Origin of the sequence: Chryseobacterium capnotolerans, assembly GCF_021278965.1 — a bacterium.
Taxonomy (GTDB): domain Bacteria; phylum Bacteroidota; class Bacteroidia; order Flavobacteriales; family Weeksellaceae; genus Chryseobacterium; species Chryseobacterium capnotolerans.
The window spans coordinates 1,371,833-1,387,330 of sequence record NZ_CP065589.1 but is presented as its reverse complement, the minus strand read 5'-3'; the positions used below and the strand labels follow the sequence as shown (position 1 = coordinate 1,387,330).

General features: G+C 39.0%; 11 protein-coding genes. 7 read left to right on the top strand and 4 right to left on the bottom strand.

Going from position 1 to position 15,498, the window contains the following annotated elements; all coding sequences use genetic code 11:
• Positions 1–86 precede the first annotated feature (86 nt).
• Both H5J24_RS06395 and H5J24_RS06390 read right to left on the bottom strand, forming a co-directional pair.
• Positions 87–449, bottom strand: coding sequence for a hypothetical protein (locus H5J24_RS06395; RefSeq protein WP_141395705.1), 363 nt, complete (start codon positions 447–449; stop codon positions 87–89).
• A gap of 40 nt (positions 450–489) precedes the next feature.
• Entirely contained in the window at positions 490–1,497 is a 1,008-nt protein-coding gene (locus H5J24_RS06390; RefSeq protein ID WP_068943895.1) for an OmpA family protein, read from the bottom strand.
• Positions 1,498–2,521: 1,024 nt separating this feature from the next.
• Between H5J24_RS06390 and H5J24_RS06385 the strand changes: the two genes are divergently transcribed.
• From H5J24_RS06385 to H5J24_RS06370, 4 genes are read left to right on the top strand one after another with little or no spacing between them, the layout of a single operon-like run.
• Positions 2,522–4,840 (top strand): TonB-dependent siderophore receptor, encoded by a 2,319-nt coding sequence (locus H5J24_RS06385; protein ID WP_082811245.1) that lies wholly within the window; start codon positions 2,522–2,524, stop codon positions 4,838–4,840.
• 3 nt (positions 4,841–4,843) lie between these two features.
• On the top strand, positions 4,844–6,289 hold the full coding sequence (locus H5J24_RS06380; protein WP_068943898.1) for an ABC transporter permease: 1,446 nt from the start codon (positions 4,844–4,846) through the stop codon (positions 6,287–6,289).
• Positions 6,289–7,635: a DUF3526 domain-containing protein gene (locus H5J24_RS06375; RefSeq protein ID WP_068943899.1), complete on the top strand. Its 1,347-nt coding sequence runs from the start codon at positions 6,289–6,291 to the stop codon at positions 7,633–7,635. The genes H5J24_RS06380 and H5J24_RS06375 overlap by 1 nt, the downstream gene beginning before the upstream one ends.
• Entirely contained in the window at positions 7,629–8,324 is a 696-nt protein-coding gene (locus tag H5J24_RS06370; RefSeq protein WP_068943900.1) for an ABC transporter ATP-binding protein, read from the top strand. The genes H5J24_RS06375 and H5J24_RS06370 overlap by 7 nt, the downstream gene beginning before the upstream one ends.
• A gap of 73 nt (positions 8,325–8,397) precedes the next feature.
• Here the strand turns inward: H5J24_RS06370 and H5J24_RS06365 are convergent, their stop codons facing one another.
• Entirely contained in the window at positions 8,398–9,696 is a 1,299-nt protein-coding gene (locus tag H5J24_RS06365) for a serine hydrolase domain-containing protein (protein WP_068943901.1), read from the bottom strand.
• A gap of 75 nt (positions 9,697–9,771) precedes the next feature.
• The gene (locus tag H5J24_RS06360) at positions 9,772–10,596 is read right to left on the bottom strand and encodes a helix-turn-helix domain-containing protein (protein WP_068943902.1); all 825 of its coding nucleotides are present in this window, start codon (positions 10,594–10,596) and stop codon (positions 9,772–9,774) included.
• Between the two features lie 344 nt (positions 10,597–10,940).
• Here H5J24_RS06360 and H5J24_RS06355 point away from each other — a divergent pair, with 344 nt between their 5' ends.
• The 3 genes from H5J24_RS06355 (at position 10,941) to zwf (ending at position 15,491) form a co-directional block, all read left to right on the top strand.
• On the top strand, positions 10,941–12,338 hold the full coding sequence (locus H5J24_RS06355; RefSeq protein ID WP_068943903.1) for a hypothetical protein: 1,398 nt from the start codon (positions 10,941–10,943) through the stop codon (positions 12,336–12,338).
• A 243-nt stretch (positions 12,339–12,581) separates the two neighbouring features.
• Positions 12,582–14,000 (top strand): NADP-dependent phosphogluconate dehydrogenase, encoded by a 1,419-nt coding sequence (gene gndA, locus H5J24_RS06350; RefSeq protein WP_068943904.1) that lies wholly within the window; start codon positions 12,582–12,584, stop codon positions 13,998–14,000.
• Positions 14,001–14,009: 9 nt separating this feature from the next.
• Positions 14,010–15,491, top strand: coding sequence for a glucose-6-phosphate dehydrogenase (gene zwf / locus H5J24_RS06345; RefSeq protein ID WP_068943905.1), 1,482 nt, complete (start codon positions 14,010–14,012; stop codon positions 15,489–15,491).
• The last annotated feature ends 7 nt before the right edge of the window (positions 15,492–15,498 follow it).

The window sequence follows — 15,498 nt, the reverse complement described above, 5'->3', positions numbered from 1 at the left end:
ATTATTATCCGCTATCGGATTTTTGCTGCCGAAGCCCTCTGCTGAAAGTTAGAGCCTTTGCGAAACAGAAAATATCTGTAAAAAAATTATTTTATACAAATATTTTGATCCTCTTCTGCCGTATAATAATTGTTATACTTTATTATAGTCGAATCATTTAATATATATATGCTAGGAGATTCAATACCTTGCTGTATTAAGCAACTTACACATGTTACTTTAAAAGAATATTTTTTTCCTAATTCAATTTTAGTACAAACATCATTGCTATTCGGTTTGAATATTTCTATGACATCTTTATTGTCAGCTATTAGGACGCTTACCGTTTTATCTTGTTTAACTGAAAATATTTTTCTTGTAATATTAATTGGCTTTGAACTGATCTTAATATTATTTGTTTGGCAATTACACATAACAACAGGAAAAAATAAAAAAATAATGTTTTTCATAATGTAATCTTCTTAATCCTTTATAATTACAGGGTTTACATTACTTTTTCACCAGCTCCACTCTTCGGTTTTGCGCCTTCCCTTGTTCAGAATTATTATCTGCAATCGGGTTTTTGCTGCCGAAGCCCTCTGCTGAAAGTCTTGCTTTATCGATCCCTGATGCGGTTATCGCATTCAACACGGCTGTAGCACGGTCTTTTGACAGTTGGAGATTATGAGCATCATTTCCGCTGTTATCAGTATATCCGTTGATGGCCAGTTTTAGGTTGCTGTCGTTTTTCATGACTTTTGTGATTTCATCTACGGCTGTTTTACCATCGGGTTGTAAGCTCGCTTTGTCGGTATCAAAATTAATATGCAGTACTGCTTTGCCTTTTGCATCCAATTCTTTTTTTATTTCATCAGATTTTAGGATTGAAATGGTTTGTTTAAACGGGGCTTTCTGTAGAATCTGTAGGGCTCCGGTTGCCGTATTTCCATAGAGCTGAATATAAATATCATCGCCATTGGTTCTTCTGATGACATATACTTTTACGGGTTCGTTCCAATAGTCTATAGACCCTTCTTCGCCAAAGTATTTGGCTTCCGGTTGTATTCTGTCAAGCTCCTGTTGAGAAACTTTACCATCAAATATTTTTACTCCGCCTACTTTTGTAATCGCATCATCATAACTTTTCAAAAAATACGGCAACGACCATTCTTCTGTATTGCTTTTCTCGTTGACAACATACGTTTTCCAGACTTTTCCTTCTATGGGCGTCATTACGCCTTTAAGCGGGAAAAACAACATATCATAACTTCTTTGTACCGGCTTGTTTTGAAATGCCAGTCCTTTGGGAAAACTGAAAAAGGGAAGATCACCCACCTCAACAGTAGAAACGGGTATAGAGTTGATATCAAAATTATCTGTTCCACCCGAAGATTTTTCCATAGCTGTAGGATTTTCTATGGCAACGGTATCCTTTTCAGTATCTGTTTTTTGTTCAGCCTTTTTGTTGCAGGCAGCAAGCAAAGCGCCTATGGATAGAATAATCAGTGTCTTCTTCATATTAATATATTTTAGATTTATGGTGTATAAAATTCTTTTAAATAACGAGATGAAACAGTATACATCCTTCTTCATCAATATTGTTCAGGATATTTTACATACCGTTTTTGGCGGAACTAACTTACAAATAAAAAGCGAATGGGAAAGTACCTAGATTTAAGGATTTTAGTGTTTAAAAAGATCATGTACGGATGATGTTTTTTCTGGGGCAAAGATTTTATTTCTGTAGATTTTAGATTATTTTTTCACCAGCTCCACTCTACGGTTTTGCGCCTTTCCTTGTTCAGAATTATTATCCGCTATCGGATTTTTGCTGCCGAAGCCCTCTGCTAAAAGTCTTGTTTAATCTATCCCTGAATTGGTTATAACATTCAATACTACTTTAGCACGGTCTTTAGCCATATCATACAGGCAAACGCATTAAGCATCGATTTTCTGTTTCGGATGATTAAATTGAATCTGTTTTCTACTTATTATTGCAACAAAGTTTCATTTTATAAAATTTTATCCCTACTTTTGACGCTTCTTATGCAAAAAACATTGAAAACCTTTTTTGTCTTTTCTTTGTTACTGATCTTCCTATCGAACGTCAGTGGAATAAGTATATGTCTTGAACATGCGAAGCACGCAACCACCAAAACCTTCCCTAAAAAGATTCTAAAGAAGAAAAAGGACCTACCTTCTCCAAGGATGACCATTGCCAGTGTGCCCTCCATATGCATATGAATCATGTGGTTCTGCCGGAATCTTTAACGGTAGATTTTGCTGTAAACACGGCCAACGACAGTGAAATGCCTCAACCGAAGGCCATTAGCTACCGGTGTTTACTCGATTTTTTCAGCTCCCGCGCACCCCCATCAGATTTCTATACTGCAGCCTGATTATTTTTTAGCTGCAGCCCGTTACCTATTGCAGGTCTTATGATCTGTAAGTCTATTTCTGTGGGTATTTGTATACCTCTCTGTATACAAAATCCTTTTTATTAATATACGGCATCATAGATGTCTGTATTATTCAATTTGTAATGCGCATCAACCACTTTAACGGTCCGGAAGTAATGAACCTCATTTCCGGCAAAACCATACAGCTTTCTGCTTTGGGAGCTATTATTTCATCTTCTTTACTGAATGCTCAGTCGGTGAGCAAAGACTCCGCATCAGGATCAATCCAAACGGTAGAAATCATCGGCAGAAAATCAAAAGATTATATCTCAGAATATTCTTTTGCAGCCACTAAAACAGCCATGAAGAATAAGGATCTTCCTTTAACGCTTAATACCATTACCAAAGAGTTCATCCGCGAACGCCAGGCCTTTCAGCTGGGAGAAGTATTGAAAAATGTAAGCGGCGTTTCTCCTTCAAGTTATTACAATCAGTACAACATCCGGGGAATCAGCCAGAATGAAGAAGGTCAGATCATCAACGGAATGAGAACCAGGCAGTATTATTTTCTGCAGCCTATGACCTCCAATATAGAACGTGTAGAGGTATTTAAAGGCCCTGCCAGCATCACCATGTCCAGCGTAGATCCCGGTGGAACCATCAATATGGTGACTAAAAAGCCCTTACCGGATCCACGGCACGAAATCAGTCTTTCAGGCGGAAGTTTTGATACCTACCGGATTACAACAGATCTTACAGGACCTCTGAATAAGAGCAAAACTTTACTATACCGTTTTAATGGGGCTTACCAGAATGCAAAATCTTTCAGGGATCATATTAACAACAGTGGTTTTCTGATCTCGCCTTCCATTACCTATATCCCGGATGAAAAAACTTCTTTGAATGTGGAGATGATCATTAATCATCTCAATGGAAACCTGGACCGCGGCCAGCCTATTTTTGGAGCCGTAGCAGGGAAAACCGACCTCAACAGCACTCCGAAAAGTTTAAATCTTGGGGCTCCCGACGACTTTTTTAAAACCAGGGAGCTGATCATTATGGGAAACTTTTCAAGGCATATTAATAAACACATCAGCTTTAATGCCTCTTACATGAAACAGCTGTGGAAAGAAGACCTTCAGGAGCATCGTACTACAGGAGCTTTTGTCCCTGATATTGAAAACAAACCCATATCCAGCCTGGCTATGATGCAGTTTGTCCAGAGAAAGCAAAACTGGGCTACAGACAACCTGAATGCCTATTTTAATTTCAACTTTAAAACCGGGCAGGTGGAACATCAAACTCTTATCGGGTACGATAACCAGATCTGGGAAAAGCGAAAAGGAGGCCTGCAGAATGCTGCAAGAGGATTTCTGATGAAAGACGGTTCTGTGGCATCCTCTTATAATCCTGCCAATGCAGACCGTTATGAAACGATCCTCTACAATGGAATAACAGTACCCAAACCGAACGTCACTCCTTTTGATTTAAGCCCCGGAGCGCAAAATTATCAGGGAGCAGATTTGTATAAGACCAATGTGACAACCCAGCTGCCTGCTGCGCTTACCACCACTCATGCAGCCTATATTCAGCATCTTTTTACATGGAAAAAATTCAAAGTACTTTCCGGGATCCGTCATGAATGGTTTAAAGATACAACCCACTTTAAAGAAGCTGACGAATCTTCATTCAGCAACAATAAGTTTTTATACAGACTGGGAATCACCTATAGCCTGACGGATCAGATCAACCTTTATGGAACGTATCTTACCGGATACCAGCCCCAATCCAATACGGTGACATTAATGCCCAATACCGGACGGTTTACCGGTTCGGAATCCGCTGCCCAATTCAAACCTTTAACTTCTGATCTTAAGGAAATAGGGGTTAAAGGGCGTTTGTTCGGGATGCTTTCGGCCAGTCTTGCGGTATATGAGATCAATCAGAAAAATATCCTGATCAATGCCAACAATCCTGCAGAACCGGATCAGCTGATACAGCGTGGTGCCGACCGCAGCAGAGGTTTTGAGGCTGAAGTGACAGGCTATATTCTTCCTCAATGGCACATCTATGCCGGATACAGTTATATCGACGCCCGGATAGTAGACGATGCAGACGCAGCTCTCATAGGCCAAAGAAAGGAGAATACGTCTAAAAATTCCGTCAATATCTGGACCCGTTATAATTTTTCAAAAACAAGCTTCCTGAGCGACTTCGGAGTTGGGTTAGGCATGCTGTACCAGAGTTCCAAAGTTCCATGGTTTACCCGAGGATTTGAGCTTCCGGCTTACACCACTCTGGATGCTGCGGTGTATTATACTCTTTTACAGTCGAAAGTGCAGCTGGCTCTTACGGTCAATAATATCACAAATACTTCTTATTGGGTGGGCGCACAGAATTATCTCAGACTTTTTCCTGGAGCTCCCACAAATTATCTATTAACTGCTACCTATAATTTTTAAACTATGCCTATTTCAAACTTACGACGTATCGTCAGAAAAACCCGGCAGGATTTGCTCAAAGGAAAACAAAATCTGCTTATCACTGTTATTGTGCTCTTATTCTGTATGATGAGCATCGGGGTCAGATTCATGCAATATACAGATAACGTTTCCCAGATCAAAGAATACCGCAGCGAGGTGCGGGAACATTGGGAAGACCGGCCAGACAAGCATCCGCACAGGATGGCTCATTACGGATACCTGGTGTTCCGGACCGCCCATCCTTTAAGTCTTTTTGATAACGGACTGGATGATTATCTGGGAAATGTTATTTTTCTGGAGGCCCACAAACAGAATACCGCTAACCTTTCCGAGGCAGGAAGTTCCGGAGCTTTAGTTCGTTTCGGAGCCTTCAACAGTGCATTTATTCTTCAGAGCATCGTACCGCTGATCATCCTGTTTCTGGGTTTCGGACTCATTGTTCAGGAGCGTGAGAACACCACATTGAAAATACTAAGCATTCAGGGAGCGTCTAACAGGGCTATTCTTTGGGGCAAAATCCTTGGATTGTGGCAGTTTTCATTATTCTTTCTGCTGCCTGTATTACCTGTGGTCTTGTTTACTGCCGCATTTTCGGAAACGATTCTCCTTAACGATATTGTACTGAGAATACTTTCTCTCCTGCCCGCTTACATGATTTATTATTTTTTCATCAGCACGTTGGCCGTGGTAATATCATCAGTAAGCAGGACTTCTGCAACAGCTTTGGTAAGCCTGATCGGATGCTGGCTCTTTCTGGTCATTTTTCTTCCGAAAGGGATCCAGTTTGCTGCACAGAACCTGTACTCTACCCCATCCCGTATTGCTTTTGAAACCCAGCTGGAAAAAGACATTCTGAAAGCAGGAGACAGCCATAATCCGGATGACCCTCATTTTAAGAAGATTAAAGATTCTCTCCTTCTTCACTACGGAGTAAGCAATACCAATGAACTGCCCTTCAACTACAGTGGATTTGTGATGAAAGAGGGAGAGAAGATCAGTTCTCAGATTTACATTTCGCACCAGAAAAGGTTACAGGAACAGTATCACCAGCAGCAGAAATTCTCAGAGCTATTCGGGTTTATAGATCCTTCTCTGGCCATCAGACATTTTTCTATGGCAGCAACGGGAACAGATTTTTTCTCTTACATCCAGTTTCAAAAACAGGCCGAAGAATACCGCTACAAGATGGCACAGCGACTGAATGATCTGCAAATACAGTATATCAGCAATATAAAACCGGAAAAAGGAGGTCCTCCGGCTGTGATCGACGGAAAAAATTGGAAAGAATTCCCTGATTTCGAGTATAAGTATACTTCTCTTACCGAAAGTATGAAGAATCAGTGGATATCTGCCGCAGCCCTTTTGTTCTGGCTTGCAGCCTGTGTATTAATCATCGAAATAAGCAGTAGAAACCTAAAACTTATCTAATGAATCATTATTTATATAAACAATTTTACCGCAACAAGGCCTATCTTATCGCCCTGGTATTTTTACTGGCAGCAGGCCTCATGGCTATCTATACCGGAAAAAAATTCCTGGATAGAAATGAAGACATTATTGCAAAAAGCGGCAATTTTCAGAAAGAAAGCATTGCACGCAATGTAAAATTTCATAAGGATGATCTGGGTCTGATCTTATATTACATTAAATTCAACCTTGTCAATGAAACGCCAAAGCTTGCAGCTCTGAATATGGGTATGCGTGATCTGAATCCATCGATACAGGGCGTTACCATAAGAAATCTGGAAGAACAGCGTTACAATTCGGATTTTTATAATCCTGCCAATGCTGCTGTCGGGAATTTCGATTTTAGCTTTGTCCTGATTTTTCTTTTCCCATTGGTCATTATTGCCTTCTGTTATAACCTCATCTCTGAAGAAGAGGAAAAAGGAACCTGGAAACTTCTTTCTGTACAAAGCGGGCATCTGGGAAGATTTCTAAATGCCAAAATAATCATACGAGGTATTGCGGTAAGCCTGATCTACCTTCTGCTGATCATCATTGCCACACTTTGGATCCGGATTCCTCTGGATAAGTTCTATATACTTTTTATCCTCTCGGGGTGGCTGTATATTCTCTTTTGGTTTGTATTATGCCGCTGGATCATCCTGTTCAGAAAATCATCTGCTCAGAATGCTCTCATCCTTCTTATTGTGTGGGTTGCTATGAATTTCATTATTCCGATGGGTTGTAATCTGCTGATCCAAAAGTCTTATCCTGTTCAGGAGTCTCTTAAGGCAGTCATGGAACAGCGTGAAGGTTACCATAACAAATGGGATGAGCCCAAGAAGCCTACCATGGAAAAGTTTTACAAAGTATATCCTCAGTACAGAAAGTTTACCGTAGAAGAGAATGACACCTTCACCTGGACCTGGTATTACGCCATGCAGCATATGGGAGATGCAGAAGCATCACAATCTGCATTCCTTTACAGAGAAAAAATGGACAAGCGTAACCGTGCCGCAATTTTCCTGGGCTATCTTCTTCCCAACATCCATACCCAGCTAACCGAGAGCCAGCTGGCTCAGACCGGGATGGATAATCACCTGCAATACAGTGCGGCACTTCAAAAGTTTCATGAACGAAAACGGTTGTTTTTTTATCCGCTCATTTTCTCAGGTCAGAATGCAGAATCTGTTAACTGGGGCACCCAAACTGTAGACCATTTCACAAAAACTGAAAAACTGAATATGCTGACGCTTTTCTTACCTTATTTGATCATCATCGCTTTACTAATTCTTCTTTCACAAAATAAATACCGAAAACTATGTTAAAAACCATTAATCTACACAAAAAATATAATGATTTCACAGCGCTTCAATCCCTTAATTTAGAGGTTGGGAAAGGAGAAATTTATGCGTTATTAGGTCAAAACGGAGCAGGCAAAAGTACGACAATCAATATTCTTTTGGGACTCATCAAAGCTACATCCGGAGATGCTTTTATCAATAATATATCGGTGACAGATCATCCGCAGAAAATAAAAAAAGAACTGGCTTATATTCCGGAGACCGTACTTTTATATCCTAACCTTACCGGCATGGAAAATCTGGATTTCTTTTCCAAAATAGCAGGATTCAATTACACCAGAGCCGAACTGTCCGCATTTCTGAAACATACCGGATTGCAGGAAGCGGCCCATCATAAAACTTTGGGTGGCTATTCTAAGGGAATGCGCCAAAAGGTAGGAATAGCAATTGCCCTGGCCAAAGATGCCAAAGTACTTTTACTGGACGAGCCTACGAGTGGCCTGGACCCTATTGCCACAGCAGAGTTTACGGAAATTATCCGTCAGCTGGGACAGGAAGGGAGAACCATACTCATGGCTACCCATGATATTTTTAATGCGGTAAGTGTGGCCTCAAATATCGGAATTATGAAACAGGGACAGCTGGTGCAGAATCTCCAGTCCAAAGCATTTACAGCAGAAGAACTTCAGGAACTTTACCTTAAAACTATATAAGTTTCACCGCAGAAAAAAAGCCGTTATCATAAATTGTGATAATGGCTTTTATATGATATCAAAAAAATTGTGGCTATTTACTTCTTTTTACAACTTCTTTCACCCCGCCTTTTGTCAAAATTATCGACTTGTAAAGCCCCGTGCTGTCCGGGATAAATTCTATGGTCCTGTCATGATTATCCGCTCTGAAAAATTTGGTTTTAGACTCTGGAATGAGTTCCATTTCTATATTGTTGAAATAAAGTTTACCATCCATTTTCAATATGTCAATTGTATCATATTGCCCGACATATTGATCGTATAAACCTGGGTCTATTTCAACTCGGAGGTGTTTGTAAGGAAGTTCTACCTCTTTTCCCAATGCAATAGCAGCAAGTCCATAACTTATAATATGAGAAAATGATTCGTTATTAGAAAGTACAGTCACAAAAAGCTTATCATCCGTAAATCGGTTAAAAGAAGTCATGGTACCAAAAAAGCCTCCGTCATGGGCAATCAACTGATGTCCGTGATTATAAAACGGATTGATGATAAAGCCATATCCCCAGTTTTCAGTGCCATAAGGCTTAAACATTCGTTTTTTCATCTGATCAGAAAGAACACTTGTTCCATATAAAGCGTTATCCCATAAAGCCAGATCTTCAACAGTAGAATAAACGCCATCATGGCCAACATTAATCTCCCAATTGATATAGGGATTATGAATAAGCCCGTTTTCTGTATGGCAGTAAGCCTTTGCTTTTTTTTCAACTACCGACTCATTATTACTGACGCCCGTATTCTTCATTCCGGCTTTTTCAAATATATTCTTCTTTAAGAAAACGGCATACTTCTCCCCTGATACTTTTTCAATGATTTTAGCCAATAAATAATAGCCAATATTACTGTATCCGCTTTTCGTTCCGGGAGAGAATTCATAAGGTATTTTCTTTATTTCAGCATAGGCAGACTCTTTATCCATCGAACTTAAGGCTATTTCTTTAAAACCCATAGCCAGCCCTGAAGTATGCGATAATAGCATATGAACTGTAACACTATCAGCCTTAGGGTAATCTGGAAAAAATTTACTCAGTTTATCATCAAGGGACAGTTTGCCTTTTTCAACCAATAGAAGGATAGCTGCAGCGGTAAATTGTTTGGTTACTGAGGCCAGCTGAAATTTAGTATCTATGGTGTTTTTAATATTCCATTCGTAATCTGCCCAACCATATGCTTTTTTTAGCAACACCCTACCGTCTTTTGTCACAAGGACAGCTCCACTAAAATGATTAACTTCAACCTGAGCCTGCATATATTTTGCGAGATTAGCGGCCACATTTTTTTGCCCGAAAATGAGAGTTGGGAATAACAGGATGATTAGAACTAGCTTCATAAACTTATTGAATGTATTATTAGATCACAATGTTACCACTTAATCAATAACCATCATTGTATTTTTGTAAACCCACTAAATAAACATCCATTTTATGAGACCTTTCTCAAGGGTCGATGCTTTCGAAAAAAACACTTTTGGGGTAAAACCTGTTAGCTTTTTAAAATCTCTTATCATGTGTGACTGGTCAAAATAATCCACAGTATAAGACAATCCTATTCTATTTTTATCGTCAATCTGGCTTTGAATGGCAGCTCTGAATCTGATAATCTTTTTGAATTCGGAGGGCGTTTTACAAATATGCTGATCAAAATGCTTATTTATTGTTGTTCGTGACCGGCCTGTTGTATAAGATAACTGGGTCATAGATTGATCTGTTTTACTTGTATCCAGCATTTCGGTCAAGACCTCTGTTAACAAGGCATTCTCAAACGGACGAAATTTTGAAAGCCAGTACAATTCTATCGCACGGATCTTTTCAGACGGATCTTTTATGGAAAGAATGGCTGCCATGGTTTCTTTGTAATCCTCATATGGACTAAAATCAGGAAAGCTTCCTTCCGAGTAGTCTTTTAAATTATTCGGTATAAATGAATTGATTCCCAACGGCTTGAAATAAGTCGTAACTTCATTGATTCTGCCTTCATAGCTGACCAGTACCGGCTCATTAAAATTACTTACCAGGTTGGTTTCAATGGGTTCGGATGAGCAGTATCTGGTCGTTATTTTGTTTTTGGTGGCCAGAGTTTTTGTGTTTTCGCTAATGGTGACAATGGTATAGATGCTCGGAAAAGTAAAATAAGCAGCTGGGGATTCTTCTGAAGTTTGTTCTAGGATATAATAGCATTCAATATATTTTTTTAGCATGGGGTCTTCAGGTCTATAGATTTTTATGGTCATCTTTTTTAGCTATTAAATTTATGTGAATCTAGTTCAAATAACAATATTCTATTTACTAAATTAAAAAGAAAAGCACAAAACAAAAGACATAAATGAAATTGCAAAAAAAACACTAAAAATAATTATCAATCACCTACATTCTGCAATATAAGTAATGCCTGCTCTGCTCTGGAAAACACTTTTTCATAAAATGCAGTATTTATACGTAATGATAAAACTGAAAATTGAAATATGTTTGTGCATCTGATTTACGATTTATAATAGGCCTTTTATTTATCACAATCTAATGAAATAAATCATTTATTTAAAAAAATCATAAAAACTACAAACTAATAACCGATAACATGAAAGCTAAGAAATTTTATTCCTTGATCGCTTTGTGTGCAATAGCTGCAACCACATTTGCACAGATAGGGATTAATACCGACACTCCCCATGCAACATTAGATGTTACAGGAAGTACAAACCCTCATATGAAAGATGGTCTTCTACCGCCAAGAGTTTCTAAACAGCAATTAGCCGCAAAAGATTTCGGAACGTATGGAAGCGACCAGATAGGTGCCATTGTTTATATCACAGACATTATTACCCCAGCCGGGTTTGTCCCCAGTATCGCACAGGTAGGCAGCATTCATAACACAGGATATCACTATTTCACAGGATTTCAATGGATAGCAATCACAACAAATATTTACAATACTGACGGAAATCTTACCGGAAACAGAGTCGTAACACAGGATGCCAATACATTAGCCTTTACCTCTACCGCTATTAATGGTTTTTCTGTTGATGGAACTACTTTTTCAGTGGATGCAGCCAATCACAGAATCGGGTTGGGAACAGCGTCTCCCGAAACACGTTTGCATGTAGTTTCCACCACTCCATCCTCCAACAGATATAATTTGATTGATGCTGCATCCGGAACCAACCAATATGGAATTTTATCATTAAGAAATACTTCTGCTTTAGCTACGGGAAATTATTCATTACTGGGTTTTACCAATAGCGGGCCTTCTTCAGGAGGTGCCAACTGGGCTTTAGGGTCCGTTCGTTCGGGTTCCACATTAATCAACGGTTCAGAAGAAGATTTCTATATCGGAAACTCTGTGGGTGGAGGGTTGATTGAAAGAATGAGAATCAATCCGATCACCGGAAATATAGGTGTAGGAACTTCCTCTGCAACGAATAAACTTCACATCAACGCTACAAACCCTTTAAGACTGGAAGGACTGCAGGGAGCGTCAAGTCCTGTAGGAAGTTTAGCTGTAAACAGTACTGGTGTTGTACAATTACGCACTTCATCCAACGTAAGTGCAGCAAGAGGTACTGGCACAGCAATAATCACCTTAAATAATACTTTTACCAATGCAGCAACTTCCGCAAAGACTTTTGATAATCTGAGCGAAATGTCAGGAAATACTTTTACAGCCAATGCAACCGGTTTATATAAGGTAGATTTTATGATTAATTACCCTCAAAGAGATGCAAGCGAAGACGATGGAGATGGATATACAGGATATGCTCAAATCAGCTTAAACGGAATCCAGCAGTCATTTACAAGTACCAAAGTTCCTCTCCCTGAAAAAAATGGAGCCCCATCATTTATTACCTGTACAAACTCGACGTTGTTAAAGATGAACGCAGGCCAGGTTCTATCATTCCAGGCACTTTCTTTTGGATCAACCCCGAGTTCCACAAATATTGCAGCTCCTTTCATTATTAATATAGTGCGATTAGAATAGTAATACAAAAGCTAAAAGCCCTCATTTACATTTATCAGGCAAAATTTCTATTAACACAAAAAAAATCACCATTTTATATAAAGTGGTGATTTTTTTATCAATGTATTTTCATTGTTTATAATCTTTTCAGTTGATGATAACTACTACAGCGATTGAAAGAAAATTTCAGATATTTTTTTTACTGCTGTGCATTTCCGTAAATTTGACTTGTAAAAATAAAATAAATCTTAAAATAAGATAAGAATGGAAAAGTACAATTACGGGGTCATCGGTCTCGGAGTCATGGGAAGAAATCTGCTTTATAATATTGCCGATAACGGTTTTTCTACAGCAGGATTCGATTTGGATGAGGAAAAAGTAAAAGAACTTCATCAGGGAGCAACTCCAGGAACTTCAGTGAAGGGAACAGCTTCTCTGGAAGAGTTTATCTCCGTTTTGGAGAGTCCGAGAAAAATTATTTTAATGGTTCCCGCGGGAAAACCTGTAGATGCTGTTCTGGAAAGCATTACACCACTTCTCAGCCCGAAAGACATTGTAGTTGATGCGGGGAATTCTTATTTCAAAGATACTGAAAGACGCATTGCTGATTTAGCATCCCAAAACCTGCATTTTATGGGGATGGGCGTTTCAGGAGGCGAGCAAGGTGCAAGAAGAGGACCCAGCATTATGCCTGGTGGTGATCTGGAAGCTTTTAACCTGCTAAAACCTATGTTGGAATTAATTGCAGCAAAAGTTAACGGTGAAGCCTGTACCGCTTACATGGGTAAAAGTTCTGCAGGAAACTATGTAAAGATGGTTCACAATGGGATCGAATATGCCATCATGCAGTTGATCAGCGAGGCTTACGATTTGTTGAGAAAAGGAGCCAATCTGAACAATAATCAGCTTTATGAAGTGTTCAAAACATGGAATGAGGGTGAAATGAATTCTTTCCTTATTGAAATCACAAGAGATATTTTCCAGCAAAAAGATGATCTAACAGATGGTTTTCTTGTGGATCAAATTTTAGACAAAGCCGGTGCAAAAGGAACAGGGAAATGGACTTCTGAGCAGGCTATGGAAATTGGTGTTTCTATTCCAACCATTGATGTTGCGGTAACTTCCAGAATTATATCAGCTTATAAAGAAGAGAGAGTGAAAGCTTCTCAATTATATCCAAAAGAAGAAATAACCACTCCGGAAAATATAGAATTGTTTATCAAAGAAGTGGGTGATGCGCTTTATTTAGCAACTTTAATCAGTTATGCCCAAGGGTTGGCATTATTGGTAAAAGCCTCTGAAGAATATCAATTTGAAATTCCTTTAAAAGATGTTGTTAAAATATGGAGAGGTGGATGTATCATCCGTTCCGTTTTATTAGAAAAATTCTATTCTGCATATTCTAAAGATCAGAATTTATCTAATATTCTATTAGACCAGGGAATTTCAGAAATCGTAAAAGAAAAAATTTCTTCATTAAGAAAAATAGCTTCTTTTGCTGCATCAAACGGAATTCCAAGCATAGGAATACAATCCGCTTTAGGGTATTTCGAAGCCTATACCACAGAATCATTACCTATAAACCTACTTCAGGCTCAGCGTGATTATTTTGGAGCACACACTTACCAAAGAACAGACAGAGAAGGAGTCTTTCACACTTCATGGCAAAACCTAAATAAATAAATCCGGAAAATGAGCGACAATACAATCCTGCATCCAACCACAATTGTTATTTTTGGTGCAACAGGAGATTTGGCAAAAAGAAAGCTTTTTCCTGCATTTTACAATTTATATATTGATGGCAGAATGCCCAAAGGCTTTAATATTTTAGCGTTGGGAAGAGCTGAAAATACGGATGAAAAATTCAGAGCTTATATTAAAGAAAACCTGGAAAGCTTTTCAAGAAAAACGGTAACCCAAGAAGATTGGGCAGGTTTTCAGGCGCACATCAGCTACTTTCAGCATCAGCTGGATGAAGAAGATTCTTATCAAAAACTTTATCATAAATTAGAAAATTTCGACAAAGTATACGGAGTGAGAGGGAATAGATTATTTTACCTTTCCATTGCACCGAACTTTGTATCCGTCATTTCAAATCATATTAAGAATACTTCTATCGCTTCCGATCCTTCAAAAGATCGAATTATTATAGAAAAACCTTTTGGTCACAATAAAGAGTCTGCCATAGAACTTAATACTCTTCTTTCACAAACCTTCCAGGAAGAACAGATTTACCGTATCGACCACTATCTGGGAAAAGAAACGGTTCAGAATATTTTAGCATTCAGATTCGGAAATTCAATTTTTGAACCTTTATGGAATCACAGGCATATAGAGTCGGTTCAGATTACCGTTGCAGAAGAAGTAGGGGTAGAAACAAGAGCCAGCTTTTATGAGCAGACAGGGGCTTTGCGCGATATGATTCAGAACCACCTTCTCCAAATCCTCTGTATGGTAGCCATGGAACCACCAGTTTCATTGGAGTCTGGAGAGATCAGGGATCGTAAAGTGGATGTTTTAAAATCAATCCGCAGAATTTCATCAGATAAAGTAGATCATTATGCGGTTCGGGGTCAGTATGGAAAAGGAAAAGTAAACGGAGTCAAAGTAAACGGCTACCGCCAGGAAGAAGGAATTGCCGCTGATTCCAATACAGAAACATTCGTTGCTATTAAGTTTTATCTGGATAACCATCGATGGGAAAACGTTCCTTTCTATGTACGTACCGGAAAGAGAATGAAAGAGAAACATTCTTATATCACCATTCAGTTTAAACCTCTTCCTCATTCTACATTTTCAGAAAGCTCATCCCCTTTGTCCGCTAACCGACTGATTATTAACATTCAGCCACAAATGGATATAAGGTTACAGTTTATGTCTAAAAAACCGGGACTTTCATTAGAATTGAAGCCGGTAGAAATGATTTTTGATAATTTTGCCTGTCAGACAGACACTCCTGAAGCTTACGAAACCCTTCTTTTAGAGGCACTTGCAGGTGATCTCACCTTGTTTATGCGTTCTGATCAGGTAGAAGAAGCCTGGGATGTTGTAAAAACGATTCAGGAAACGTGGGAAACCACCAAAGATCCTTCCTTCCCTAATTACGATGCAGGAAGCTGGGGACCTGACGACAGCAATACTTTGGTGGAAAGACAAGGACATGAGTGGGTTTAGAATTTAA